Below are 25,068 nucleotides of genomic sequence, written 5' to 3'. Positions count from 1 at the left end.
CGATGGAATTGAGAACACATGCCGGGTCGGCGACCGTGGGTTCGGCCGATCGGCTGCGGGAATTGCTGCGATGGATGCCCGCCGCGACGGATGGCGCCTTCGCCGTCCTCACCCGATCGCCGACCGATTACATCCAGGCGATCCTGAACGGGCGCCGCTGGGTCGTCGAATTGCGCGCCGGCGGCCCGGAAACGCATGTCGAGATCAGGAAGCCCGGCCTCGCACCCGACCCGGGCGACGCCGGGCGCGATTTCGGCAGTTCGTCCGCCGGCACGCTGACCGCTGACGAAGTCACCGCGCTGTTCGCCGCCTTTTTCGAGGGCGAGGATCCGTTCGAACTTGCCGGGACGCTCCATTGATCACCTCTCTTCTCATCGCCAATCGCGGCGAGATCGCGTGCCGCATCATTCGTACCGCGCGGACGCTCGGCATTCGTACCGTCGCGGTCTATTCCGACGCCGATGCCAATGCGCTTCACGTCCGCACCGCCGATGAGGCCGTGCATATCGGCGCCGCCCCCGCGCGCGACTCCTATCTCCTCGGTGACCGGATCATCGCCGCCGCCAGGGAAAGCGGGGCGGAGGCGATTCATCCCGGCTATGGCTTCCTGTCCGAAAATGCCGATTTCGCCGATGCGGTAATCGCCGCCGGCGTGATCTGGGTGGGGCCAAAGCCGGCCAGCATCCGCGCGATGGGCCTGAAGGATGCCGCCAAGAAGCTGATGCAGGATGCCGGCGTGCCGGTCACGCCCGGCTATCTGGGCGAGGACCAGTCGGCCGGCCGCCTTCAGGCGGAGGCGGATGCGATCGGCTATCCCGTCCTGATCAAGGCCGTCGCGGGCGGCGGCGGAAAGGGGATGCGGCGCGTCGATGCTGCGCAGCATTTCGCCGACGCGCTCGCCAGCTGCCAGCGTGAAGCGGCGTCATCCTTTGGCGACGACCGGGTGCTGATCGAGAAATATATCCTCAGCCCGCGCCACATCGAGGTACAGGTGTTCGGCGACAGCCATGGCAATGTCGTCCACCTGTTCGAGCGCGACTGTTCGATGCAGCGCCGCCACCAGAAGGTGATCGAGGAGGCTCCGGCTCCGGGGATGGATGCGGCCACACGCGAAGCCGTCTGCACCGCCGCCGTGCGCGCCGCCCAGGCGGTCGATTATGAAGGTGCGGGAACGATCGAGTTCATCGCCGACGCCAGCGCGGGGCTGCGCGCCGACCGCGTCTGGTTCATGGAGATGAATACGCGGCTCCAGGTCGAACACCCGGTTACCGAGGCGATCACCGGCGTCGATCTGGTCGAATGGCAGCTGCGCGTGGCGTCGGGCGAACCGCTGCCGTTGCGGCAGGGGCAGCTCTCGATCAATGGTCACGCGGTCGAGGCGCGGCTCTATGCCGAGGATCCCGCAAAGGGATTCCTGCCCAGTGTCGGCCGTCTCGAGGTGCTCGATTTCCCCGACAATTCGCGCGTCGATACCGGTGTCGAGGCGGGTTCGGTCATCTCACCCTTTTACGACCCGATGATCGCAAAGCTGATCGCGCATGGCGACAGCCGCGACGACGCGATCGCCTTGCTCCGTGCGGACCTGTCCTATCTGCCGGTGTGGGGCGTGAAGACCAATGCCGGGTTTCTCTATCGCCTGCTGGGTGACGAGGATTTCGTTGCAGCACGGCTCGATACCGGTCTGATCGATCGTCGCGGCGACGCGCTGGCCGTCGATCCGCTGCCCGGGGCGGTGGACCTGACCCAAGCGAGCTACTGGCTCGATGCCGATGTCCCGCGCGAGCCGGTCATCCGTGCGCGCGAGCTGGAGGGCTTTCGCCTCAATCGCGCGCCGGTGACCCAGCGGGCGCTGAGCGTGAATGGCGTGCGGGTGACGTTCGACGTCGCCGCCGATGGCGATCTGTCCTCGCACTTCCACCGACACCCGCGTGACGGGGCCGCACTGCTGGTCCATGGCGGGGCGACCTTCCGCGTCACCGCCGATCGGACCGACGGCGGTGGGGGCGGTGCGGCCGGCGACGGGTCGATCCTCGCGCCGATGCCCGGTCGCATCGTATCGGTGGAGGTCGCACAGGGTCAGGACGTGACCGCCGGCCAGAAGCTGCTGGTGCTTGAGGCGATGAAGATGGAACAGGCGCTCACCGCCCCCTTTGACGGGACGATCGAGACCCTGAATGCCGTCCCCGGAGCGCAGGTGCAGGTCGATGCGTTGCTGGTGAAGGTGGCGAAGGGCTAGGCGCCCGCTCGTCCCGGCAGGGTTTCGATCAGCGCAACCGCTTGACGAAAATCTGCCCGTCCTCGCGCTGTTCGGTCTGAAAGCTGGGGATGGCGGCGAGCATGTCCGACAGCCGCTTGTATCCGTAATTGCGGGTATCGAAGCTCGACCGGTTGCCGGCGCGCCGCCCCAGCTCGTTGAGCGAGGCAAAGCCGCGCTGGTCGCGCTTCGAGGCGTTGTAGGCGTCGATCAGCAGCGACAGCAGCGCCTCGTCGGTCGAACCGCCGGTGCTTTCGACGGCGGACTGGATCGCGGCGCTGCGCTCTGCCGCCTCGCTCTCGCGGGTGCGCAACAGCCCCTCGACCTCGATGAAGCGGGTGCAGGATTCGCGAAATCCCGCCGGCGTCTTGCCGGTGCCAAAGCCATAGACCGGGATGCCATCCTGACGGATGCGCTGCGCCAGCGGCATGAAATCGCTGTCCGAGGACATCAGGCCGAATCCGGTCACGCGTCCGCCGAACAACAGGTCCATCGCGTCGATGGTCATCCGCATGTCGGTCGCGTTCTTGCCCTTGGTGATGTCGAACTGCTGATAGGGCTGGATCGCGTGTTTCAGCGTCATCGCTTCCCAGGTCTTGAGCGCCGGCTTCTTCCAGTTGCCATAGACGCGGCGGATGTTGACCGGCCCCAGTTCGGCCAGAACGCCCAGCACCGGGTCGATCGCGGCGGGCGAGGCATTGTCGGCGTCGATCAGCAGGGCGACATTGCCCGGAGGGATATCGGTCACGTCAGTCGCGCCAGCTCGTGTCGATACGATCGACCAGCCGCACCATTGCCGCAAAGTCCGCCGCGCCCGGCCCGCCCGGCACCTGCGCCATGTGCAGGTCGCGCTGATGCACGGCGACGACGTCATCGGATACGGTAAGCGGGGTTCCCATGCTCGCGGTCGCCACCTGGATCTCGCACGCGCGTTGCAGCGACCAGTGTTTGATGAACGCCTCGGGCAGGGTGCGGCCCATCACCAGAATGCCGTGATTGCGCAGCAGCATCACCCGCTTGTCGCCCAGATTGGCGAGCAGCCGCTCGCCCTCCTCGTCGCGGACCGTCACGCCTTCGAAATCGTGATAGGCGATCTGCCCGGCGAAATTGCACGCGTAGAAATTGGTCGGGCGCAGCCCGCCCTCCACGCTCGATACCGCCATTCCCGCGGTCGTGTGGCTGTGCATGATGCAGTGCGCATCGGGCAGATGGCGGTGAAACAGCGCATGTTGGACGAAGCCGGCGCGGTTCACCGGATAGGGGCTGTCGTCCAGCTTGTTGCCGTCGATGTCGATCTTGACCAGGTTCGACGCCTTCACCTCGCTGAAATGCAGGCCGAACGGGTTGATCAGGAACGCGCCTTCCTCGCCCGGCAGCTTCACGGTGATGTGGTTGTAGATCATTTCAGACCAGCCGAGCATGTCGAACACGCGATAGCAGGCCGCGAGCTGCTGGCGGGCTTCCCATTCGGCGTCCGAAGCGACGCGGGGGGTATCGGCGATCGCGGTGGCCATGACTCTCTCCATTCCTGTCTGGCGTGCCTATGCCATGCGGGCGCGGTCGCGCGCAACTTGCGCCGGCGGGAACGAAGCGCTAGGGCCACCGCAGTCATCTGGGGAGTAGCCAGCCGCCATTCCGGCGGGCTCGCGCGTCAACATACTTGGTCGAGAGGCCATGGCGCACGGGGGACGGGAAACCGTTCGGGCGAGACCAATGACGCCATGCTTTCCGCTCAATGGCCGGGCGGGAGGGTGTGGTGTCGTTGGAACACGCTTCGCCCGGCCCGGAGACCTGATTTGGAAGCCTTGCTCACATCCACCGCCGTGGTCGCGCTCGCCGAGATCGGCGACAAGACGCAGCTGCTCGCGATCCTGCTGGCGACCCGCTTCAAACGGCCGATTCCGATCGTTCTGGGCATATTCTTCGCCACGATCGCCAATCATTTTCTCGCGGCGCTGGTCGGCGAACAGGCGGCGTCGATCCTTCAGGGCGAATGGTTCCGCTACGTGATCGCGATTTCGTTCATCGCGATGGCGGTGTGGACGCTTATCCCGGACAAGATCGACGATCTGGAAGACAGGCCGGCGCGCTTCGGCGCGTTCCTGACGACGCTGATCTCGTTCTTCCTGGTCGAAATGGGGGACAAGACGCAGATCGCGACCGTGGCGCTCGGCGCGCGGTTTGCAGAGGTCGGCTGGGTCACGGCGGGAACGACGCTGGGCATGATGCTCGCCAATGTGCCGGCGGTGTTCCTGGGCAACGAGCTGGTGAAGCGTGTGCCGCTCAAGGCGGTGCGGATGGTCGCCGCGCTGCTGTTCCTGGCGATCGGCCTGTGGGTACTCGCGCAGACGATCTGGGGCGGCTAAGCCTCGCTTCATGAACGACGACGCGATGTTGCTGGCGGTCGAGACGGGCGGGACGAAACTCCTCGCCCGGCTTGTTCGCGGGGAAGAGGTGCTCGCGGAGCGTCGATGGGATACCACCACGCCGGCGGAGGCGGAGGCCGTGCTGCTTGCGTTTGCCGGCGACGTGCCGATCGCCGCCGCCGGCATCGCCGCCTTCGGCCCGCTGGTGGTCGATCCCGACGCGGCGAACTATGGCGAGGTGCTGGCGACGCCGAAGCCGGGGTGGAGCGGCTCCAACCTGCGCCGCGCCCTCGCCACGCGGCTCGCCGTCCCGGTCGCGGTCGATACCGACGTCAACGCCGCCGCGCTGGCGGAAGCGACGCTCGGCGCCGGCCAGGGGTGCGCGAATGTCGCATATGTCACAGTCGGTACGGGGATCGGTGCCGGATTGGCGATGAACGGCATCACGCTGAAGGGGGCGATGCACCCCGAATTGGGGCATGTGCCGGTCATCCGGGCGCCGGGCGATGGCCTTGCCAGCGCCTGCCCCTTTCACGCCGATTGCGTTGAGGGGCTGGCCGCCGGTCCGGCGATCGCGGCGCGGACGGGCGGCGCCCCGCTCGACTCGCCGGGCGAGGCGTTCGGGCGGGTTGCCGACTATCTCGGTCAACTCTTCGCGACGCTGGTGTTCGCATGGTCGCCCAATCGCATCGTCGCGGGCGGGGGCGTGATGTCGGTGCCGGGCCTGCGCGCGGCGGCGGAGGCCCGGATGCGCGCGGCGATCGGTGGTTATGGCGTCGGCCCCGCCGCGCTTGCGGACGGGTTCATCGTCGCGCCGGCTCTCGAAAACGCGGGACTGGAGGGCGCGCTCATTCTCGCGCGGGCCGCATCCAAAACAGGTTGATGGTCGGGGAGAGAGGATTCGAACCTCCGGCCCCTGCCTCCCGAAGGCAGTGCTCTACCAGGCTGAGCTACTCCCCGACGGAGTGCCGCGTCCTTGTCGTTCGGCCCCGGGATGGGCGGACGGGCGATCGCTTGGAGGCGCGCCTATAACCAGCGTCCGGCGGGGACGCAAGCGCCGTCTTGCACGGTTTTTTCAGACGCCCCGCGCGTCCAGCATCGTCTCCACCGTGACGAACTTCTCACGCGGGCTGCCGCTGCGCGCTGCGGCGATCTCGGCGGTGTCGATCTTTTGCCAGTCGCGAAAGGTGACGACATCGGTGCCGCGCGCCTCGAGCAGCGCGTCGAGGCCCGGTCGGCCCGATTTCCCGCTTGTTCCCGACAGGTCCTCGGCGATCTTTTCAGCGATCGCGAACCCGTCGGGGCGGTTCGTTCCGATTGTGCCGGTCGGCCCGCGCCGCGCCCAGCCGACCGCGTACAGCCCGGGAAGCACGCGACCATCGTCATTGGCGAAGCGGCCCGCACGGTCGTCATAGGGGACCCCCGCGATCGGCGGCGTGCGATAGCCGATGCATGAAACCACCAGGCTGGCCGGGACCGCATAGGTCTCCCCGGTCCCGTTCGCGGCGCCGCGCGCATCCAGCTGGGTGCGTTCGACGATCACCCGCTCCACCCGGCCATCTCCCTCGATCGCCACCGGCCGCGCGAAGAAATCGAAGATGATATGTACCGGCTTGTCGACCGGGGTCGCGGCAAAGGTGCGGAGATAAGCGACCGATTTGCGCTGGCCCGGCTCCAGCATCGCGTCGTCGATCTCGGGAGGGAAATCGCCGATCTCGACCACCGGCGCGGCGCGGCGCAGCTCGCCAAGCTCGCCCAGTTCCTTCGGCGTCATGTTGATCTGGTGCGGTCCGCGCCGGCCAAGCAGCGTGATCGTGTCGATCCGCGCGCCCTTCAGCGCGTCGAGCGCGTGGCCGACAATGTCCGACCCGGCGAACTCGCCCTGGGTTTTCGCGAGCACCCGCGCCACGTCGAGCGCGACATTGCCGTTGCCGATCACCACCGCGCCCGGCCCGGCCAGCGGCGGATCAAGGTCGGTGAAATCGGGATGGCCGTTATACCAGCCGACAAATGCCGCCGAACCGGTGACGCCGGGCAGGTCCGCCCCGGGGATGTCGAGCGGACGATCGCTCGGCGCGCCGGTGGCCAGCACAACCGCGTCATAGAGCTGCATCAGCTCCGCGATCGTCACGTCCTTGCCCACCGTCACATTGCCGACGAAGCGGACATTGTCGGTCAGCGCCACCGCTTCGTACCGGCGCGATACATTCTTGATCGACTGATGATCGGGGGCGACTCCGGTGCGGATCAGCCCGAAGGGGACGGGCAGGCGATCGATGATATCGACGCGCACCGCGTCGCCGAACTGTTTCTGGCACGCTTCGGCGGTGTAATAACCCGCCGGCCCCGATCCGATCACCGCGATATGCCGCATGCCCGATCCTCTCGATTGTCGTGCAGGAGCCTAGCGGGGAAACGGGGAAGGGCAAGCGGATCGCGCTCGACCTGGCTGCGATGCCGCGCTACCGGGTCGGAGTGAACCCGGTCGAGATCGTCGCATCGTTGCTGTTGCTTGCGAATATCGCGCTCGTGGCGCGCCGCAGCATCTGGAACTACCCGGTCGGAATCGCGGCGGTGCTGCTCTACGCCTCCGTCTTCTACGGCGCGAAATTGTACAGCGACATGCTGCTTCAGGGCCTGTTTCTCGCGCTCAATCTCTATGGCTGGCTCAACTGGGCGCGCGCGCGTGCGCTGACCGGGGAGGTGCAGGTGCTGACACTCGGCTGGACGGGGCGAATCGCCTGGATTGCGGGCTGTGCGGTCGCGACGATGGCCTGGGGGACGCTGATGCACCGCTTCACCGACGCGTCGCTGCCCTGGTGGGATGCCGCCGTGGCGATGACCAGCATCGCGGCCCAGATTCTGCTGTCGCGCCGCTATCTGGAAAATTGGGTCTTGTGGATATTGGTCGATATCGTTGCGGTGCCGCTGTTCGCGATCCGCGAATTGTGGCTGACGGCGGGGGTCTATCTGGTGCTGCTCGTCGTTTCGGGTTGGGGACTGATTGACTGGGAGCGGGCTTTTCGGCGAAGGGCCGCGCCATGACGCTGCGCACCATCTGTCTCCACGGTCCGGAAAGCACCGGAAAATCGACTCTTGCGCCGCGTCTCGCCGCGCATCTGGGCGGCGAGGTGGTCGAGGAATATGGCCGCGAATATGCCGAAACGCGCGGCATCGATTTCACCATGCGCGATCTGGTCGAAATCGCGAAGACGCACGATGCGGGCGTTCAGACGATGCTGAATGCGGGCCTTGAACCCCTGATCCTCGACACTGACCCGCTGATGACGGCGGTGTGGGCCGACATGCTGTTCGGCACGCGCGATCCGTGGTTCGACGGGTGGACCGGCACCGCAGACCTCTATCTGCTGTTCGACATCGACCTCCCCTGGGTTGCCGACGGCACGCGGATGTTCGGCGACCCGGCGGAGCGACAGCGGTTCTTCGACCTCTCGCGCGCAGAGCTGGAGCGTCGGCAGGTTTCCTGGGCGCTGATTTCCGGGGATGGCGACGCCCGTTACGTGCAGGCGGTCGCGGCGATCGATCGCGCGGGCTGAGCGGGGGATGGAGACGCTCTCGACCGGCGCATCGACGCTCCTCGCGCTGCTCGTCCTCGCCGCGTTCGCGCTGGCGGCCGGCGGCGTGGCGATGATCCGGCGCGGCGCCCGGCAAAAGGGGCTGTTGATGATCGCCTGTGCCATCGTCGCGCTCGGCAATGTCCTGATCTGGACGGTCTGAACGCGCGAAGCGTCGCCGGTCAGCCCTGTTGCGTGATGCGCAGCGCCCAGCGATCATAGCCCAGATCCTGGACCCGTTCGAGCAGCGACTGGAGCGTGTCGGGCGCCGGCCGCGCCTCCCGGCTCAACAGCCAGAGGTAACGGCCGCTCGGTTCGCCGACGATCGCCCAGTCATAGTCGTCGCCATGGTCGAGCACCCAATAGTCGCCGGTGTAGAGCGGGCCGAAGAACGACACCTTCAGCTTTGCATTGGTCGCTTCGTCCGCGACGATCGCGCGCCCCTCGCTGACGTCGCGTTCGGATTCGCCGCTCCGTTGCCCGCTGTTGACGATCACGATCCTGCCATCTTCGCCGACAGCATATTCGGCGGTCACCGCGTCCATCCCCTTTTGGAACCGGTTGTCGTGGCGGGCGAGTTCGAACCATTTGCCGGTATAGCGTGCCAGGTCCACCGGTTTGGCGGGTTCCGGCACCTGCGGATTGATGACCGACGGGCGCGAGGCGCGCGAATAGAGGAACAGGCCGCCCAGGGCGGCGGCGGCGACGCCGGTGGCGATCTTGATCGCGGTCGATTGCTTCATGCGCGCATCATGCGGCCTGGGCGGTCGCAGCGATAGGGGGCATCGCAACGAAAATGGCCGGAGCATCGCGCCCCGGCCATTTCATCGCGTTGATCGCGCACGGGATTCCGTCGGTCACCGGATCGGCGAATTGGGATCCAGCCGCATGTCCAGATATTTGTCCACGCTGCCCATCAGCTGATCCATTTCATGTTCGAAGAAATGGTTCGCGCCGGGGATCGTGTCGTGATGGATGGTGATGTGCTTCTGGGTGCGCAGCTTGTCGACCAGCTTTTGCACCGCGCCGGGCGTCACCACCTCGTCGGCGTCGCCCTGGATGATGATGCCGGAGCTGGGGCAGGGGGCGAGGAAGGTGAAATCATACATGTTCGCCGGCGGCGCGACCGAGATGAAGCCGCGAATCTCTGGCCGGCGCATCAACAGCTGCATGCCGATCCATGCGCCAAAGCTGACGCCGGCGATCCAGGTGGTGGACGCTTCCGGGTGAAAGCTCTGCACCCAGTCGAGCGCGCTGGCCGCGTCGGACAGTTCGCCGATGCCGTTGTCGAACGTCCCCTGGCTCTTTCCGACTCCGCGAAAGTTGAAGCGCAGCGTCGCAAAGCCGCGGCGCTGGAACGTCTTGTACAGCTCCTGCACCATCCGGTTGTTCATCGTCCCGCCCGCATTGGGATGCGGATGCAGGATCATCGCGACCGGTGCGCGGGGGCGGGGAGCGGGGGCGAAACGCCCTTCGAGGCGGCCTTCGGGGCCGGGAATGATGACTTCGGGCAAATCGGACCTGCAAGGCTTGAGCGCGCGGTGGCGCGAAATACGATGGGGGCTATATAGACAGCGCGCGCGCGTGCGCAATTGCAACCGCATCCCGAGCCTTCGGAGTCCGCTCTGACCGACCGCATCTATCTCGATCACGCAGCCACCACGTCGATGACCGACGCGGCGCGCGCCGCCGTCGCGGAGGGGATGGCGCGCTGGGCCAATCCCTCCTCTCCCCATGCGGAGGGGCGGGCGGCACGGCGCGCGCTCGAGGACGCGCGTGCCGCGATCGCGTCGGCCTATGGATGGCGGCGTGAGATCCTGCTCACCAGCGGCGCCAGCGAATCGATCGCCATCGCGATGCAGCGGTCGATGGCGCCGGCAAAGATCGTGTCTGCGGTCGAGCATGACGCGGTGATGCGGCATACCGGCCCCGGCGTGGCGATGATGCCGGTCGCGGCGGACGGACGGATCGATCCGGTGGCGCTGGCGGGACTGCTTTCGCCTGACCGCCCCACGCTGGTCGCGGTGCAATGGGCGAACAGCGAAACCGGTGTGCGACAGCCGATCGCGGAAATCGCGCAGGTCGTCCACGATGCCGGCGGCCTGGTGTTCGTCGATGCTGCCCAGATGCCCGCCGGCGCCGATCCGGAGGTCGCGGCCCATGCCGATTTCGTCGCGCTGTCCGCGCACAAACGGGGTGGCCCGCCGGGCATCGGCGCGTTGCTCGTCCGCGATTTCGCGACGCTGCTGCCGACCGGCGGGCAGGAGCGGGGCTATCGCCCGGGGACCGAGAATCTGCCCGCCGCGCTGGGCTATGCCGCCGCGCTGGCCGAGCCGGAGCCGTTCGCCCGCTGGCGTGTGCTGCGCGACTCGCTCGACGGCGCGATTTGCGCGGCGGGGGGCGAGGTCGTTCTGGCCGACAGCCCCCGCCACCCGGCCATCGCCAGCTATCGCATGCCTGGCATTGCCAGCGCGGCCCAGTTGATCCAGTTCGACAGCGCCGGGTTCGCCGTGTCGGCGGGCAGCGCCTGTGCGTCGGGAACGCTCAAGCCCAGCCACGTGCTCACCGCGATCGGCCTCGACGATCCGGCGCGCGGTGAGGTCGTCCGCGTCAGTTTCGGTCGCGCGACCACCGCCGGGGAGGTGGACGGATTTGCCTCGGCGTGGAGTTCGGTGGCGCGGCGAGGGCGGATCCGCGCGGCATGACCTATCTCGACTATCAGGCCACGACACCGCCAGCACCCGAAGCGGTCGAGGCGATGCGCCCCTGGCTCGCCGACGGCTTCGCCAACCCGCATTCGGCGCATGCGCCTGGCCGGCGGGCGAAAGCGGCGGTCGAAGCCGCGCGCGAGGCGGTGGGCGACCTGCTGCCCCCCGGCGGTGCCGTCAGTTTCACGAGCGGCGCGACCGAGGCGCTCAACTGGGCGATCAAGGGGACGCGCGGGCCGATCGTCACCCTCGCGACCGAGCATGCGGCGGTGCTTGACACCGTCGCGGCGCTTGCGGGGCAGGGCCGGGAGGTCACCATCGTCCCGGTCGGTCCCGACGGCCTGATCGACCTTAACGCCGCGCGTGCCGCGATCCGGCCGGGCATCGGCCTGGTCGCCGCGATGCTGGTCAATAACGAGATCGGCGTGATCCAGCCGATCGCGGCGATCGCCGACCTGGCCCACGCCGCCGGCGCGACGATGCTGTGTGACGCGGTGCAGGGCTATGGACGGGAGATCATTTCCGATGCCTGCGACCTCGTCGCCATCTCCGCGCACAAGATCCATGGGCCGAAGGGCGTCGGTGCGCTGTGGATCCGCGACGGGGTCGCGCTCGATCCGCTGTTGCATGGCGGCGGGCAAGAGGCGGGGGGCCGCTCCGGCACGCTCTCGCCGATGCTGTGTGCCGGGTTCGGCGCTGCGGCGACGCTTGCAAAGCAGCGCTTCGGCGCCGATCGCGCGCATGTCGCCCAGCTGTTTCGCGCGGCCCATCGCGCGCTCGGCAGCGCTGGCTGGACGCTCAACGGATCGCTGGACGAACGCTATCCCGGCAATCTCAACATGCGCCGCCCAGGCCTCGATGTCGCGCGGCTGATGTCGGACCTGCGCGACATCGCCTTTTCCGCGGGGTCCGCCTGCGCCAGTGGGTCGGGCCGTCCCAGCCATGTGCTGCGGGCGCTGGGCCTTGCCGATGGGGACGCGCGATCGAGCATCCGCCTCGGTTTCGGGCGCTATACCAGCGAGGAGGAATTGATGAGCGCGATCGAACGGATCGACGCGGCGGCGCGCGCCCAGCAGGTAGCGGCATGATCCGGGTGCGTCTCCTGACCCCTGACGGCGATCTTGCCGCCGAGGCCGAGGCCATGGCGGGCGATCGCCTGCTCGAGGTCGCACAGGCGCGCGGTATGCCGCTTGAGGGAACGTGCGAGGGGCAGATGGCCTGTTCCACCTGCCACGTCATCGTCGATGCCACCGACTTCGCCCGCCTCCCGCCCGCCAGCGAGGAGGAGGAGGACATGCTCGACCTGGCGGTCGGTGCCACGCGGACCAGCCGGCTTTCCTGTCAGATCGTCCTGACGCCGGACCTTGACGGGTTGACGGTGAGCCTGCCCGCGGAGCATCGCGACATGCAGGGACGATGATGACCACACGCCGTAATCTGATCGCTGGCGCCGCCACCCTGGCCGCGCTCCCCACCGCCGCGTTCGCGCAGACGCCGCGCGCGCCCAAATCGAGTCCGTTCGACCGGATCCGGGCGGAAACCGGCGGGCGGCTTGGCGTCGCGGTCTATGATACCGGCACCGGTCGCCGCTATTTCGACGGGGCGGAGGCGCGCTTCGCCATGTGCTCGACCGTCAAGGTCCTGCTCGCCGCCGCGGTGCTCGCCCGCGCTGACCGGGGCGAGATCGACCTCGCCCGGGAGATCCGCTTCGGCGAGGCCGATCTGCTGGAATATGCGCCGGTCGTCCGCGCGAACGTCGCAAAGGGTGCGCTGTCGATCGAGACGCTGATCCGCGCCGCGGTGGAGGTCAGCGACAACAGCGCCGCCAATCTCGTCTTCGGGCAGGTCGGTGGCCCACGCGGCCTTACCAAATTCATTCGCGACGCGGGGGATGTCGTCACCCGCTCCGATCGCGACGAACCCGGCCTCAATGTGGTTCGGAACGGCGAGGTGCGCGACACCACCACGCCAGAGGCGATGCTGTGGCTGCTCAACAAGCTGCTGCTGGGCGACATCCTTTCACCGGCCGCGCGCGCCAAGCTGATCGGGTGGATGGAGGCATCGCCGACCGGCAAGGATCGCCTGCGCGCGGGCCTGCCCAAAAACTGGCGCGTCGGCGACAAGACCGGGACGAGCGGGGAGGGTTATTTCAACGACGTCGCGATCGTCACCCCGCCGGGCCGCAAGCCGATTCTCGTCACCTGCTATCTCGACGCGCCGGGGCTGGACGGGACGAAGGCGAACGGCGCGCACGCCCGGGTGGGCGAACTGGTCGGGGCGCTGTTCGCCTGACCAGGCTACGGTCGGGCGCCGCGCCGCTCATCGTCGCAGCGCCGCGATCATCTCCCGCTCGAACCCGTCAATATCGCGCGATCCGGCACGAAGCGTTTCGCGGTCAAGCTCCAGCGATATCGCTCCGCCCGCCATGACAACGCCGTGATCGCACGCGCCGCACAGGGTCGTCAGGTCGTGAACGGCGGTCAGCAGCGTCGTTCCCGCCCGCACCAGATTCGCCAGCGCCGCCCGCGTGTCGAACGCGGCCACCGGATCGAGCCAGTTGAACGGTTCGTCCAGCACCACGATCGGCATCGGCCGGGCAAAGGCCAGCGCGATCGCAGCCCGCTGGCGCATGCCCGACGACGATTCGCCGATCGCGCGATCCAGCAGCCCATCGATCCCCAGTGCCGCCCACAGATCCGCATTGCGATCCCGCTGCCGGTCAAGGGCTTCGCCGGCGATCTCCAGCAGGGCGCGGACCGTCAACAGGCCGGGCAGGCGTTCGATAGGGGGCGCAAAGCCGATGCGGTTCGCCCGTGCCGACCGGTCCGCCGCCATCTCCTGCCCCTCGATCGCGCATCGGCCGGCGGCGATGGGCAGGCGGCCCGATACCGCCCTCAGCAGCGTGGTCTTGCCCGACCCGTTGGCGCCGACGACCCCCAGCCAGTGTCCGCTCTCCACACTGGCGGAAAGGTCGCGGACGACGGAGCGACCTCCGCGATCGACCCGCAGATCGACGAGATCGAGTGCCGATGTCATCGAATCAGCCACGCCTCCCGCGCGCCGCGACGGGCAAGCCAGGCGATCGAACCGGCGATCGCGAACGGGCAGAGGGGGGGCAGCATCAGGGCGATCAGTGTGCAGGCGGCAAGGAGGATCGTCACGATCCAGTCGCCGGCCCGGCGGCCATGGGATTGATAGGCGATGACACGCATCGCGATGAACAGCGCAGCGGCGGCCGCGACGAGCAGCGCGATCGACGCGGCCTCCCAGCGCGAGAAGATGGCCAGGGTTGCGGCGAACGGAATGAGGACCATCAGCGGTGCAGCGGTGTGAGCGCCGGCGAGTTGCCAGGGCGTGTCGCCGATCATGGTGCGGAACCGGATCGCGTCCGCATCGACATTTCCCAGCAGGGCGATCGCCGCAATCGCGACGGCGAGTACGGTTGCGAACAGTGCGGCGGGCGGCGCCGGCATCATGGCACAGCCGATACCGATCAAAGCCCCCGCGAGCGCGTGTGTCGGGCGGATCCCCGGCGTCGATCCGCGCCGGCCCCTGAACCAGCGAACCATGGTGGTCAGCGCCGCCGGCGCTGTTTTGGAACGCGCCGACCAGGCGAGTCCGAGCGTCGCGCCCGTCACCGTTCCCGCGCACCACGCCATGCGCTGCCCCGGAAAGAGGGCGATCGACAGCATCAGGCTGGTCGCGACGGTGGCACTCCACAGCGGAATGGCGAAGCGCAGCGCGTCGGATGTCCGCTGGGCATGGGCGGCCAGCACCCCGTCTTCGCGATGATAGGTCCAGCGGTCGATCACCAGGGTGACGCCATAAAATGCGATAACCGCGCCCAGGGCGGCGGACTGTGTCATCACGACCTGTTCGGACAATCCCATCGCCCATGCCCGCCAGGCAAGCAACAGAAGGGGGGCAAAGAGCGCCAGCGTGACGACGTCCCCCGGCCGGCGCACCGTCCGACGCACGGCGACCCGCGCAATCTCCAGGTCGTGCCGGAGCGGCGCGGACGCGGACCATGGACTGCTGGTGCTCAAAACCGTCCTTGTCATGCGATACGCTCTTTCGGGAGATCGTATGAAAGATCAACTGCCGGGCGTGGCGCGCGTCACGCCCCGGCACGTCGCGCGTCGGCGTATCGCGCACGCGACCGATGGCGACATTGCAATCCCCCGCGGCTTCCCCCATATGCGCGCCGGGAGTCGGGCGGACGATGCCGTCGCCAACCCGGTCAGGTCCGGAAGGAAGCAGCCGTAACGATTTTCGTGTCGGGTCGTCCCGGCTCCCACCTTCCACACCGCCGATAGATCATTGCCTTGCCGATACCATGTCGGGGGCGGACGATGCGCGACGTCGAATTCTTCTTCTCGTTTTGACGGACTGCCGCTCGGACTGTCGGGCTTCTTCATCTTCCACCATGGCCTCGTCGCGCTGGGCATCACCGAACCGCCATCGGGCGGCTGGTCGGTCGCAATGGGACTGTAGCTGAGCGCCCGTGCGGGGCGGCCCGCCTTTCCCCGGCCAGATTTCGTTTTCCTACACGGCCGCATTTGGTCACAATGGCGTGCATGCCCGCGCACCGCCTCCCGCCGATTCACCGTTCGCCCGATATCGCCAGAAATCGTCGCCGGTGGGACGGCGCCGACAGTGCCAGGCTGGCATCGATTTCGCGCGCTCGACACGCCCGGTCGGCCCGCTAAGAGGGGGGCAGGATGAGCGAATCCCTTCTCGGCCTCGACGAACCGCCCCAGCCGCGCGACCCCAATGCGTCCGGGGTCTATCGCGTGCTGGCGCGCAAATATCGTCCACAGACCTTTGCCGAGCTGATCGGGCAGGACGCGATGGTCCAGACGCTGGGCAACGCGATCCGTCGCGATCGGCTGGCGCATGCGTTCCTGCTCACCGGTGTCCGCGGCGTCGGCAAGACCTCGACCGCACGGCTCATCGCAAAGGCGCTGAACTGCATCGGTCCGGACGGGCAGGGCGGTCCGACGATCGATCCGTGCGGGGTATGCGAACCGTGCCGCGCGATCGCGGAGGGGCGGCATATCGACGTGATCGAGATGGACGCCGCCAGCCACACCGGCGTCGATGACGTGCGGGAGATCATCGACGCCTCACGCTATGCGGCGGTCAGCGCGCGGTACAAGATCTACATCATCGACGAAGTCCACATGCTCTCGAAAAACGCGTTCAACGCGTTGCTCAAGACGCTGGAGGAGCCGCCCGGTCACGTCAAATTCCTGTTCGCGACGACCGAGGTGCAGAAGGTTCCGGTGACGGTCCTGTCGCGCTGCCAGCGTTTCGATCTGCGTCGCATTCCCGCCGAAAAGCTCGCCGCCCATTTCGCGGAGGTTTCGGAGAAGGAGGGGGCAGAGGCCGAGCCGGAGGCGCTGGCGATGATCGCCCGCGCGGCGGAAGGGTCGGCCCGTGACGGCCTCTCGATCCTCGATCAGGCGATCGCCCATGCCGGGATCGAGGGTGGCGCGGTGACGGCGGAGGCGGTGCGCCACATGCTGGGCCTGTCCGACCGTAACGCCATCCGCAGCCTGTTCGGGCGGGTCATCGCCGGGGACGCGCCCGGCGCGCTTCAGGGGCTTCGCGACCAGTATGACATGGGCGTCGATCCGCAGGCGGTGCTCAAATCGCTGCTCGAAACCGTGCATCGCGTGACGTTGTCCAAGCTGGGGAACGAGGCGGTGCCGGGGCAGGCGGCGGAGGAAACCGCGGCGCTGTCCGAATGGGCGGCACAGCTCGGGTTTCCGGCGCTGCACCGTTTGTGGCAGTTGCTGCTCAAGGGGCATGACGAGGTCGCTCGTGCGGCGCTGCCGATTGAGGCGTGTGAGATGGCGCTGCTGCGCGTGATCCATGCCTCGACGCTGCCCGATCCCGGCGAACTGGCGCGGAAGATCGCCGATGGCGCGCCGATCGGCGGTGCGCCGGCCCCCGCGCCCGCCGCCCCGGCAGAGGCGCCTGCCCCGCGCGATCTGGCCGAACTGGTGCAGCGGCTCGCCGACGCGAACGAGGCGCATCTGGCCGCGCGTGTCCGCAACCTCGTCCGCCCGATCCGGCTGGAGGAGCCGGTGGTCGAGGTGAGCAGCCGCGGCCTGCCGGCGGATCTCGTCCGTGATTTCGAAACCGCGCTGCGGCACGTCCTTGGCAAGCGCTGGTCACTGCGGGTCAGCGACGCGCCGGGCCAGCCGACGCTGAACGAGGCGCTCGCCGCACTGGAGGCGCAGGAGCGCGAATCGGTCCTCAAATCCCCCATGGTCGCCGCCGCGATGGAGGCGTTTCCGGACGCCGAACTGATCGGCTGGAACCGAGACAGGAGACAGGCATGAAAAGTATCGAAGACATCATGGCGATGGCGCAGAACGTCCAGAGCGAGCTGACCAAGGCGCAGGCAAATCTCGACACGATCGAGGTCGAGGGTGCGTCCGGCGGTGGCCTGGTCAAGGTGAAGGCGAGCGCCAAGGGCCGGATCATCGCGGTCGATATCGACGAATCGCTGCTCGCCCCGTCGGAAAAGCAGATGCTGGAGGATCTGATCGCCGCCGCGCTCAACGACGCGCGCGCAAAGGCGGACGCGGCGGCGCAGACCGAAATGTCGAAACTGTCGAGCGGCATTCCGCTGCCGCCGGGATTCAAACTGCCCTTCTGAACATTTCACCACGGGAACAATCGCTCCGCCGCCCGCGTTGGCACGGCAATATTTATTGAGGGAGATGCGAAATGGCGGACGAGCGGATTATCGAACGCGACGATGGCGTGACGACCGAACGCGTGACCGAGCGTAATGGCGGCGGCACCACCACCGTTGTCGAACGTGGCGGCGGCGGTGGCGGCCTGATCCTCGGGATCATCGCTCTCGTGATCGTCGTCGTCGGCGCCTTCTACTTTCTGAGCACGAACAGCAGCGAAACGCGCAAGGACGATGCGATCGCCGAAGCGGCGAAGAGCATCGGCGATGGCGCGAAGAAAGTTGGCGACGCGGCCGAAAAGGCCGGCGACAAGGTTGAGGCTTCGACCACGACGACCACCGAATCGACCAAATAAGCGCCCTGGGCGGATCGACATTCGAAAGGCGATGCGCCGAACGGGCTTATCTTGCCTTGCTCGATGCGAACAAACCCGATCGCGTCTGATCGCCGGAAGCGTGTGAAGGCGCCAATTGCGGAGCCTTCAGCGCCGAATGCCGGTCCGCACTAGCGTACGCACGCGTCCAGGCCGTCGCGCTGAACGATGGCGATGCGCGCGGCGATCGAATTGCCATAGCGGCGGGTGAAGCCCTGCGGGGCGACCCCCGCCCGCTTCTTCGGCAGCGGCAGGACTGCGGCGATCCGCGCCGCCTCGCTGCGGCTCAGCCGATCGGCCCCATGGCGGAAATAGCGCTGCGATCCGGCCTCGACGCCATAGGTGCCGATCCCGGTCTCCGCGACGTTCAGATACACTTCCATGATCCGCTTCTTGGGCCAGATCAATTCGATCAGAACCGTGAACCACGCCTCCAGCGCCTTGCGGAAATAGCCGCCGCCCTGCCACAGAAAGACGTTCTTCGCGGTCTGCTGGCTGATCGTGGACCCGCCGCGCAGTACCTTGCCGCCCTTCGCATTGCGGTACATCGCTGCGGCGATCGCATCATAGTCGAAGCCGGAATGGCTACAGAAACGCGAATCCTCTGCGGCAATCGCCGCACGCGCCATGTCCGGATCGATGCTGTCGATCGCGCGCCAGCGCTTGGTCACGGTATGCCCGCCGATCAGATCACCCGCCATCGTCCAGGTGAATGGCGGGGGAACGAAGCGATAGACGGTCACCATTACGAGCGAGAGCGCGACGAATGCCAGCACGGCCTGTCCCGCCCAGCGCAACAGGCGACCGCCGAACGGGCGACGCGGTTCAACATTCGCCGCCATAACCCCCTCTGCCCGCTGGTCGCGCGACGGATCCGGATCAACCATCGAGTCCGCCGCCCCGCTGTCGAAATCAGGCGTCAGGTCGCGGGCAGCAGCCGGCGATCGCCCGCCAGCCGCATCATCGCCTTTTGCAGCTTTTCAAAGGCGCGCACCTCGATCTGGCGGACGCGTTCGCGGCTGACGCCATAGACCTGCGAGAGTTCCTCAAGCGTCTTGGGGTCGTCGGTCAGCCGGCGCTCCGTCAGGATGTGCTTTTCGCGATCGTTGAGCTCGTCCATCGCCTCGACCAGCATCCCGTGGCGCACATCCGCTTCCTGCGCATCCGCCACGACCTCGTCCTGAAGCGCGCCGTCGTCCTGAAGCCAGTCCTGCCACTGGCCCTCGCCGTCCTCACGCATCGGCACGTTGAGCGAGGTGTCGCCGCCCATCGCCATACGGCGGTTCATCGACGTCACCTCTTCCTCGGTCACGCCCAGATCCTTGGCGATCTTGGCAAGGTGCTCGGGCGAAAGGTCGCCATCCTCGAACGCGTCGAGCTTTGCCTTCATCCGGCGCAGGTTGAAGAACAGCTTCTTCTGCGCGGCGGTGGTCCCCATCTTGACCAGGCTCCACGAGCGCAGGATGAATTCCTGGATCGAGGCGCGAATCCACCACATCGCATAGGTGGCGAGGCGGAAGCCGCGATCGGGCTCGAACTTCTTAACCCCCTGCATCAGGCCGATATTGCCTTCGGAGATCAGTTCGCTGACCGGCAGGCCATAGCCGCGATAGCCCATCGCGATCTTTGCCACGAGGCGCAGATGCGAGGTTACCAGCTGGGCCGCGGCCTCCGGATCGCCATGCTCCTGAAAGCGCTTGGCGAGCATATATTCCTGCTCGGGCGCCAGGATCGGAAACTTCTTGATCTCGGCCAGATAGCGGTTGAGGCTCGCCTCTCCGCCCAATGCGGGGATCGTCGCCGGGACGTTGCTTCCGCTTGCCATGATCTACTTACTCCCTTTCAAGTGACTTCCCCCCTGTTGCGGCGAGGAGGTCGTGCGACCCTCCGAATGGACGGGCCAATCTTCTATACGACGAGACTATCGAACAGTTCCTGCATGTCCGAAGGCATTTCACTTTCGAACGCCAAAGCGTGGCTATTTATCGGGTGAATAAACCCAAGATGCGCCGCGTGTAAGGCCTGACGATGGAAATTCAGGGTTTCCAGAACCTCCCTGTGTTCCTTCTTCGTTCTACCATAGACCGGGTCGCCCAGCAAGGGATGCCCGATCGAAGCCATATGGACGCGCACCTGATGCGTGCGCCCGGTTTCGAGCCGGCATTCGACCAGCGCCGCCTCACGAAGTTGCGGGGCCTCACGCACGCTCCAGTGGGTAACGGCGCGCTTGCCCCCCGAAACGATCGCCATCTTCTTGCGGTTCTGCGGCGAGCGCGCAAGCGGCGCATCGACGGTTCCGCCTGACATTTTCGGTCGCCCCGATACGATCGCGCGGTAGCGCCGATCGATCGAATGCGCCTTGAACTGGCGGGCGAGGCCGACATGGGCGGGATCGGTCTTCGCGGCGACCATCAGGCCCGACGTATCCTTGTCGATGCGGTGGACGATACCAGGCCGCGCGACTCCGCCGATCCCGGACAGGCTGCCGCGACAATGGTGGAGCAGCGCGTTCACCAGCGTACCGTCGAGATTGCCGGCGGCGGGATGGACGACCAGTCCCGCCTGCTTGTCGATCACGATCAGATGTTCGTCCTCGAACACGATGTTGAGGGCGATCGCCTGTGGTTCGTTATGGGCCGCTTCCGGTTCGGGAACCGCGATGCTGAACACCGCGCCGGCCGGGGCCTTTTTCTTCGGGTCGCGCACCAGACCGTCCGGGCCGGTGACGTTGCCGGTCGAGATCAGTGCCTTGATCCGTTCGCGCGACAGGGTGGGCAGCGCCTCGGCCAATGCCCGGTCGAGCCGCCAGCCGTCCGCCGCGTCCCCGATCCGCGCCTGATATGTGGAAACCCCCCGGTCCATTGTCGTAGGAAGATGGGCATGAAGGTCCGGATTTCAAGCTGTGTTATCGAGCTAATTCAGCAGGGCGCCGCTACGGCGGCACCGCTGGAAGTGTGCGGCCTGCTGTTCGGTGGCGAACAGGTGGCGCGGGCAAGCGTGACCGCGAATGTCGCGGCGGATCCGCGCCGGCATTTCGAGATCGATCCGGGCGCGTTGATCGCCGCGTTGCGCGCCGAACGGGCAGGGGAAGAGCGCCTCGCCGGCTATTGGCATTCGCACCCGTCCGGCGATACCCTGCCCTCCGTCACCGACGCGGCGATGGCCGCGCCCGACGGGAAATTGTGGATCATCGTCGCGGGGCAGGATGTAAGCGCCTGGCGTGCCGGCGATAGCGGGTTGCACGGGCGATTTGCGCGACTCGAGATCGAGATCGCCTGAAACCGGACCGCGCTCGGGCGACACCGGGGCGGCCGGACATCGGAAATTTCATGCGCGCGGCCCTCGATCCGGGAACGTTTCGCCTGTGCAACACGTTGAGCGCCCACCTGAAAAACAAGGGGAGCCGTTATCATGTTGTGGACCATCGCCGTCATTCTGCTGATCCTGTGGCTGCTGGGATTTTCGATGCATGTCGCGGGCGGATTGATCCACCTGCTGCTGGTGATCGCCGTGATCGTCGTGGTGGTGCAGTTCCTGCGCGGGCGACGCGTCTGAATCGGGCGCCGATGTTCCGGTCGCGTCAGCCTTGCGGCGCGACCGGTGCTGGGCCAAAAGGCCGGCACCAACTGGAGCGCCGCTTTGAACATCTCGCCGACCGATTTCGCCAGCCTGCTTTGCTCACGCCTGTGCCATGACCTGCTCAGCCCGGTGGGCGCGCTCAATAACGGGCTGGAGCTGCTCGCCGACGAGCATGACCCGGAAATGCGCGCGCGCTGCCTGGAACTGCTCGCCGAGAGCGCGAAGGCCAGCGCGAACAAGCTGAAATTCTTTCGCCTGGCGTTCGGCGCCGCCGGCGGTTTCGGTGACACCGTCGATACGCGAGAGGCGCAGGCCGCGATCGAGGGTCTGTTCGGCGACAATCACCGCGTATCGATCGGGTGGCTGGTCGAGGATCCGGTTCTGCCCAAACAGGCGATCAAGGTGCTGCTCAACCTCGCACTGATCGGTGGCGACGCGCTGGTGCGCGGTGGCCAGCTCGACGTGGGGGCGGAAGTGCGGGGCGACACGGTCGAAATCGTGGTGCGCGCGCAGGGGCAGCGCATCGTGCTCGATCAGGAACTGCGCGGCGCGCTCACCGGCCAGAGCGGCGACGCGCCGGTGACCCCGCGCGCGGCGGCGGCCTATCTGGTGCATCAGCTGGTGGAACAGGGCGGCGGCGAGCTTCAGGTTTCGCCGCCGGAGGACGAAGTGCTTCTGTTCGGGGCGGCGTTTCGCGCCTGATGGCCCGGCTCTCCGCCTGACCGTTTTTGTCGCTTGCGGGCGACAGGCCGGCGCGGCATCCATCGCCGCATGAGATTGGCCGCGATGTTCGCCCGACTGACGATGTTCGCATTGCTGGCCGCGTCGCCGGCGATGGCGGGCGAGTTCAAACTGGGTCTTCAGCTGGACGAGAGCGCGACCCCGATCGCGCGGGAGGCGGCGCTCGCCGGGACTGCCAGGCAGCGGGAATCCTGTGCGGCGCCCGACGAAAAGCGCGAGGATTGCGCGCTCGATCTGGTCGCGGCGGCCGACATTCTGGCGGGTGCGGGCCTGTTCGACGAGGCCGAGCGGAGTGCGCGCATGTCGGCGGCGATCATGGAGCGGCTGCGCGGGCGCGATCATCCCGACACCGGCGTCGTCTATGGCGCGCTGGGATCGATCCTGGTGCGCGCCGGCCGTTACGACGCGGCGGAGCCGGTGCTGCGCGCCGCCCTGTTCGGGCTGGAGGGGCAGGCGGATGCCGATCCGGAACTGCTCGCCGATCACCGGATGAACCTCGGCATCGTGCTCGCCGAACAGGGGCGTCTGGAGGAGGCGGAGCCGTTTCTGCGCGGCGCGCTGGCGCTGCGGCGGGCGAAGCTGGCGGAGAACCGGCGCGGGATCGCCACCGCCTGGGCCAATCTGGGCGTGCTGCTTGACCGGATGGGGCGCTATGCCGAGGCGCTGGACGCGCATCGCGAGGGCATGAAGATCCGTCAGCAGGTGCTGAAGCCAAGCGACTATGATCTTGGCACCTCGATGCTCAACATCGCCGAAACGCTGGCGCGACAGCAGGATGCGGGCCGGCTGCTTGCCGAACCCTATTTGCGGGCGGGGCTGATGACGCGGGAGGCGGTGCTGAACCCCGGCGACCCGCGCACGACGCTGGCGCAGACCATGCTCGCCGAGAATCTGGACGCGCAGGGCAAGCGACGGGCCGCGCTCGAACTCTACGCGCTCGCCTATGCCGGCGCGCGGGTCGGAAGCGAGCCGGACAGCCCGCTGCGTATCCGTACCGAATGGAATTTGGCACGGTTGCTGATCGACAGCGGGACCGGGTTGCCCGTGGCGCGCATGCTGTATCGTGAGGCGGGGCGGGGTGTCGTCGCCCGGATCGATCGCGCGAAGGAGTTCGATGCACGGGCGCGGGCGGATCTGACGCGCTATCGCGGTGTCTTCGCCGGAGAGGTGCGCACCGCCTGGGCCTTGGGCGGCGGCGGCTGAACGAGGCGCGCGCGCGGCCCGTACCGGCCCCATGGGGTGGCGAGTGGTCGCGACTACCGATCGCCAACCGCCCGCCACCCTGGAGGACCCTGGTGGGACGTTTTTGGACGGACCGGGTGCGGTCTATCCCTTCACATTCACCACCTGCCGCAAGCGGTGGCGGATCGCCACCAGGTCCTGCTGCGCGTCCATGACGGCGCCGATGTCCTTGTACGCCGCCGGACTCTCGTCCAGCACGCCTTCGTCCACCCGCGCCTCGATGCCCGCCATCGCGGCCTTGTGCTGATCGAGCGTGATCAGCTTTTTGGCCGCCCCGCGCGACATCACCCGGCCCGCGCCGTGCGAGCAGGAGCAGAAGGACTCCTGGTTCCCCAGTCCCTCGACGATGAAGCTGCCCGTTCCCATCGACCCCGGGATGATCCCGAGCTCACCCTCACGCGCGCTCACCGCCCCTTTCCGGGTGACCCACACCTGCTCACCGAAATGGAGTTCCCGCGTCGCGTAATTATGGTGGCAGTTGATCGCCGCCTTGTCGGTCTTGAACCCCGGCAGGTGGCGGCGCAGGGCATCGAGCACCCGGACCATCATCAGCTCGCGATTGGCCATGGCATAGTCCTGCGCGAAGTGCATCGCTTCGACATAGTCGTCGAACAGCTGCGACCCTTCGGTCAGGAACGCCAGATCCTTGTCGGCAAGATGAAAGTCGAGCGTCTCCTTCGCCATCGCCTCCTTGGCGGCGTCGATGAAGTAGGTGCCGATTCGGTTTCCGGTTCCGCGCGAACCCGAATGGAGCATGACCCACACCCGGTCCTCTTCATCCAGGCAGACCTCGATGAAATGGTTGCCGCCACCCATCGACGCGAGCTGGTCGGTCGTCTTGCCGTCCACCTTCGGGTGGCGGGCGACGATCTTGCGCCAGCGCGCCTCGAACCGGTCGTACCAGGTCCGCGACACGCTGTTCGGCGTGCTGGCCCATCCGCCCTTGGCGTGGTTGGCGGACTGGCTCGACTCCATGCCCTTCGGCACGGCGCGCTCGATCTCGGCACGGATCGCCGAGAGGCTGTCCGGCAGCTGTCCGGCGGTCAGCGAGGTGCGCATCGCCATCATTCCGCAACCGATATCGACGCCCACTGCCGCCGGCACGATCGCCCGGTCGGTCGCGATCACCGATCCGACCGTCGCGCCCTTGCCAAAATGCACGTCGGGCATGCCGGCCACATGCCGGAAGATGAAGGGGAGCGCCGCCACGTTGCGCAGCTGTTGCATCGCACCGGCCTCGAACGGGCCGGCGCTGTCCCACAGCTTGAGCGGCACGTTCGGCGTCGCATGGATGGAAAACTGGTTCATCGGACACTCCTGTAATCGGTTCAGGGGTGCCGGGCCGGGCGCTGGAGACGTTCCAGTCGCATGAATTGGCTGCACCCCGAACGGGTGCAGCGACCCGCGGGTTAGTGGGTACCCTTGACGGTACCGGGGAAGAGGTCGGGTCGGGTCATTGCGAACCGGGCTTTACCGCGATCGCATCGCATTGGGAAGCGGACGAAATCTGACATGTGGCT

The 25,068-nt window shown here is 67.3% G+C and carries 29 protein-coding genes, 1 tRNA gene, 1 other RNA gene and 1 riboswitch; of the genes, 19 read left to right on the top strand and 12 right to left on the bottom strand.

Going from position 1 to position 25,068, the window contains the following annotated elements; genetic code table 11:
* The first annotated feature begins 2 nt into the window (after window positions 1–2).
* Entirely contained in the window at window positions 3–359 is a 357-nt protein-coding gene (locus tag KF783_RS05905) for a hypothetical protein (RefSeq protein WP_294077339.1), read from the top strand.
* On the top strand, window positions 356–2,236 hold the full coding sequence (locus KF783_RS05900; protein ID WP_294077337.1) for an acetyl/propionyl/methylcrotonyl-CoA carboxylase subunit alpha: 1,881 nt from the start codon (window positions 356–358) through the stop codon (window positions 2,234–2,236). Before KF783_RS05905 ends, KF783_RS05900 begins: the two co-directional genes overlap by 4 nt.
* A 28-nt stretch (window positions 2,237–2,264) precedes the next feature.
* On the opposite strand, the gene KF783_RS05895 is transcribed toward KF783_RS05900, so the two are convergent.
* Together KF783_RS05895 and KF783_RS05890 are read right to left on the bottom strand one after the other, a co-directional pair.
* Complete coding sequence (locus KF783_RS05895) at window positions 2,265–3,002, bottom strand: NYN domain-containing protein (RefSeq protein ID WP_294077335.1); 738 nt, start codon at window positions 3,000–3,002, stop codon at window positions 2,265–2,267.
* Between the two features lies 1 nt (window position 3,003).
* Window positions 3,004–3,768, bottom strand: coding sequence for a class II aldolase/adducin family protein (locus KF783_RS05890; RefSeq protein WP_294077333.1), 765 nt, complete (start codon window positions 3,766–3,768; stop codon window positions 3,004–3,006).
* Between the two features lie 87 nt (window positions 3,769–3,855).
* A riboswitch (yybP-ykoY riboswitch) is annotated at window positions 3,856–4,039 on the top strand.
* Window positions 4,040–4,050: 11 nt separating this feature from the next.
* Between KF783_RS05890 and KF783_RS05885 the strand changes: the two genes are divergently transcribed.
* Both KF783_RS05885 and KF783_RS05880 read left to right on the top strand, forming a co-directional pair.
* On the top strand, window positions 4,051–4,620 hold the full coding sequence (locus tag KF783_RS05885) for a TMEM165/GDT1 family protein (RefSeq protein ID WP_294077330.1): 570 nt from the start codon (window positions 4,051–4,053) through the stop codon (window positions 4,618–4,620).
* 10 nt (window positions 4,621–4,630) lie between these two features.
* Complete coding sequence (locus tag KF783_RS05880; protein ID WP_294077329.1) at window positions 4,631–5,503, top strand: ROK family protein; 873 nt, start codon at window positions 4,631–4,633, stop codon at window positions 5,501–5,503.
* Here KF783_RS05880 and KF783_RS05875 read toward each other — a convergent pair.
* Window positions 5,504–5,580 (bottom strand) — tRNA-Pro (locus tag KF783_RS05875).
* A 115-nt stretch (window positions 5,581–5,695) separates the two neighbouring features.
* Window positions 5,696–6,994, bottom strand: a complete 1,299-nt coding sequence (locus tag KF783_RS05870) for an FAD-dependent oxidoreductase (protein WP_294077327.1) — start codon at window positions 6,992–6,994, stop codon at window positions 5,696–5,698.
* Window positions 6,995–7,014: 20 nt separating this feature from the next.
* Between KF783_RS05870 and pnuC the strand changes: the two genes are divergently transcribed.
* From pnuC to KF783_RS05855, 3 genes are read left to right on the top strand one after another with little or no spacing between them, the layout of a single operon-like run.
* Window positions 7,015–7,665: a nicotinamide riboside transporter PnuC gene (gene pnuC / locus KF783_RS05865; RefSeq protein ID WP_366511706.1), complete on the top strand. Its 651-nt coding sequence runs from the start codon at window positions 7,015–7,017 to the stop codon at window positions 7,663–7,665.
* Window positions 7,662–8,177 (top strand): ATP-binding protein, encoded by a 516-nt coding sequence (locus tag KF783_RS05860; protein WP_294077325.1) that lies wholly within the window; start codon window positions 7,662–7,664, stop codon window positions 8,175–8,177. The genes pnuC and KF783_RS05860 overlap by 4 nt, the downstream gene beginning before the upstream one ends.
* 7 nt (window positions 8,178–8,184) lie before the next feature.
* Entirely contained in the window at window positions 8,185–8,358 is a 174-nt protein-coding gene (locus tag KF783_RS05855) for a hypothetical protein (RefSeq protein WP_294077323.1), read from the top strand.
* 19 nt (window positions 8,359–8,377) lie between these two features.
* Here KF783_RS05855 and KF783_RS05850 read toward each other — a convergent pair whose 3' ends face one another.
* Together KF783_RS05850 and KF783_RS05845 are read right to left on the bottom strand one after the other, a co-directional pair.
* Window positions 8,378–8,938 carry a lipocalin family protein gene (locus KF783_RS05850; protein WP_294077321.1) on the bottom strand — a complete coding sequence of 187 codons (561 nt, stop codon included), beginning with the start codon at window positions 8,936–8,938 and terminating at the stop codon, window positions 8,378–8,380.
* Window positions 8,939–9,052: 114 nt separating this feature from the next.
* On the bottom strand, window positions 9,053–9,709 hold the full coding sequence (locus KF783_RS05845; protein ID WP_294077319.1) for an alpha/beta hydrolase: 657 nt from the start codon (window positions 9,707–9,709) through the stop codon (window positions 9,053–9,055).
* A 111-nt stretch (window positions 9,710–9,820) separates the two neighbouring features.
* Here KF783_RS05845 and KF783_RS05840 point away from each other — a divergent pair, with 111 nt between their 5' ends.
* Genes KF783_RS05840 through bla form a run of 4 tightly spaced genes read left to right on the top strand, consistent with a single transcriptional unit; the run spans window position 9,821 to window position 13,195 of the window.
* A complete protein-coding gene (locus KF783_RS05840; RefSeq protein ID WP_294077568.1) occupies window positions 9,821–10,900 on the top strand; it encodes an aminotransferase class V-fold PLP-dependent enzyme in 1,080 nt (359 codons plus the stop codon).
* Entirely contained in the window at window positions 10,897–11,991 is a 1,095-nt protein-coding gene (locus KF783_RS05835) for a cysteine desulfurase family protein (RefSeq protein ID WP_294077317.1), read from the top strand. The genes KF783_RS05840 and KF783_RS05835 overlap by 4 nt, the downstream gene beginning before the upstream one ends.
* Window positions 11,988–12,323: a 2Fe-2S iron-sulfur cluster-binding protein gene (locus tag KF783_RS05830; RefSeq protein ID WP_294077315.1), complete on the top strand. Its 336-nt coding sequence runs from the start codon at window positions 11,988–11,990 to the stop codon at window positions 12,321–12,323. The genes KF783_RS05835 and KF783_RS05830 overlap by 4 nt, the downstream gene beginning before the upstream one ends.
* A complete protein-coding gene (bla, locus tag KF783_RS05825; RefSeq protein WP_294077314.1) occupies window positions 12,323–13,195 on the top strand; it encodes a class A beta-lactamase in 873 nt (290 codons plus the stop codon). The genes KF783_RS05830 and bla overlap by 1 nt, the downstream gene beginning before the upstream one ends.
* 27 nt (window positions 13,196–13,222) lie before the next feature.
* Here the strand turns inward: bla and KF783_RS05820 are convergent, their stop codons facing one another.
* Window positions 13,223–13,939, bottom strand: a complete 717-nt coding sequence (locus tag KF783_RS05820; protein ID WP_294077312.1) for an ABC transporter ATP-binding protein — start codon at window positions 13,937–13,939, stop codon at window positions 13,223–13,225.
* Window positions 13,936–14,964, bottom strand: a complete 1,029-nt coding sequence (locus KF783_RS05815) for a hypothetical protein (protein WP_294077310.1) — start codon at window positions 14,962–14,964, stop codon at window positions 13,936–13,938. The genes KF783_RS05820 and KF783_RS05815 overlap by 4 nt, the downstream gene beginning before the upstream one ends.
* 142 nt (window positions 14,965–15,106) lie before the next feature.
* Between KF783_RS05815 and ffs the strand changes: the two genes are divergently transcribed.
* From ffs to KF783_RS05795, 4 genes are all read left to right on the top strand, one after another.
* Window positions 15,107–15,205, top strand: an RNA gene (gene ffs / locus KF783_RS05810) — signal recognition particle sRNA small type.
* Window positions 15,206–15,624: 419 nt separating this feature from the next.
* On the top strand, window positions 15,625–17,253 hold the full coding sequence (locus KF783_RS05805; protein ID WP_294077308.1) for a DNA polymerase III subunit gamma/tau: 1,629 nt from the start codon (window positions 15,625–15,627) through the stop codon (window positions 17,251–17,253).
* Window positions 17,250–17,573 (top strand): YbaB/EbfC family nucleoid-associated protein, encoded by a 324-nt coding sequence (locus tag KF783_RS05800; protein WP_294077307.1) that lies wholly within the window; start codon window positions 17,250–17,252, stop codon window positions 17,571–17,573. Before KF783_RS05805 ends, KF783_RS05800 begins: the two co-directional genes overlap by 4 nt.
* Before the next feature lie 71 nt (window positions 17,574–17,644).
* Window positions 17,645–17,968: a hypothetical protein gene (locus KF783_RS05795; protein ID WP_294077305.1), complete on the top strand. Its 324-nt coding sequence runs from the start codon at window positions 17,645–17,647 to the stop codon at window positions 17,966–17,968.
* Window positions 17,969–18,117: 149 nt separating this feature from the next.
* Here the strand turns inward: KF783_RS05795 and mtgA are convergent, their stop codons facing one another.
* From mtgA to KF783_RS05780, 3 genes are all read right to left on the bottom strand, one after another.
* Window positions 18,118–18,828, bottom strand: a complete 711-nt coding sequence (mtgA, locus tag KF783_RS05790; RefSeq protein ID WP_294077564.1) for a monofunctional biosynthetic peptidoglycan transglycosylase — start codon at window positions 18,826–18,828, stop codon at window positions 18,118–18,120.
* A 77-nt stretch (window positions 18,829–18,905) separates the two neighbouring features.
* Window positions 18,906–19,811: an RNA polymerase sigma factor RpoH gene (gene rpoH, locus KF783_RS05785; RefSeq protein WP_294077304.1), complete on the bottom strand. Its 906-nt coding sequence runs from the start codon at window positions 19,809–19,811 to the stop codon at window positions 18,906–18,908.
* An 83-nt stretch (window positions 19,812–19,894) separates the two neighbouring features.
* Window positions 19,895–20,848, bottom strand: a complete 954-nt coding sequence (locus KF783_RS05780) for an RluA family pseudouridine synthase (protein ID WP_294077302.1) — start codon at window positions 20,846–20,848, stop codon at window positions 19,895–19,897.
* Window positions 20,849–20,866: 18 nt separating this feature from the next.
* Here KF783_RS05780 and KF783_RS05775 point away from each other — a divergent pair, with 18 nt between their 5' ends.
* From KF783_RS05775 to KF783_RS05760, 4 genes are all read left to right on the top strand, one after another.
* Window positions 20,867–21,265: a M67 family metallopeptidase gene (locus tag KF783_RS05775; protein WP_294077300.1), complete on the top strand. Its 399-nt coding sequence runs from the start codon at window positions 20,867–20,869 to the stop codon at window positions 21,263–21,265.
* 132 nt (window positions 21,266–21,397) lie between these two features.
* Window positions 21,398–21,541, top strand: a complete 144-nt coding sequence (locus KF783_RS05770) for a lmo0937 family membrane protein (RefSeq protein ID WP_294077298.1) — start codon at window positions 21,398–21,400, stop codon at window positions 21,539–21,541.
* Window positions 21,542–21,625: 84 nt separating this feature from the next.
* A complete protein-coding gene (locus KF783_RS05765; protein WP_294077561.1) occupies window positions 21,626–22,267 on the top strand; it encodes a histidine phosphotransferase family protein in 642 nt (213 codons plus the stop codon).
* Between the two features lie 69 nt (window positions 22,268–22,336).
* Complete coding sequence (locus KF783_RS05760; protein WP_294077297.1) at window positions 22,337–23,509, top strand: tetratricopeptide repeat protein; 1,173 nt, start codon at window positions 22,337–22,339, stop codon at window positions 23,507–23,509.
* Window positions 23,510–23,632: 123 nt separating this feature from the next.
* Here the strand turns inward: KF783_RS05760 and KF783_RS05755 are convergent, their stop codons facing one another.
* Window positions 23,633–24,856 carry an RtcB family protein gene (locus KF783_RS05755; protein ID WP_294077295.1) on the bottom strand — a complete coding sequence of 408 codons (1,224 nt, stop codon included), beginning with the start codon at window positions 24,854–24,856 and terminating at the stop codon, window positions 23,633–23,635.
* Window positions 24,857–25,068: the final 212 nt, after the last annotated feature.

It is taken from the genome of Sphingomonas sp. (genome assembly GCF_019635455.1).
GTDB lineage: Bacteria > Pseudomonadota > Alphaproteobacteria > Sphingomonadales > Sphingomonadaceae > Sphingomonas.
Note: the sequence above shows the minus strand (reverse complement) of the source record. Positions and strands in the feature narration are given on the sequence as shown.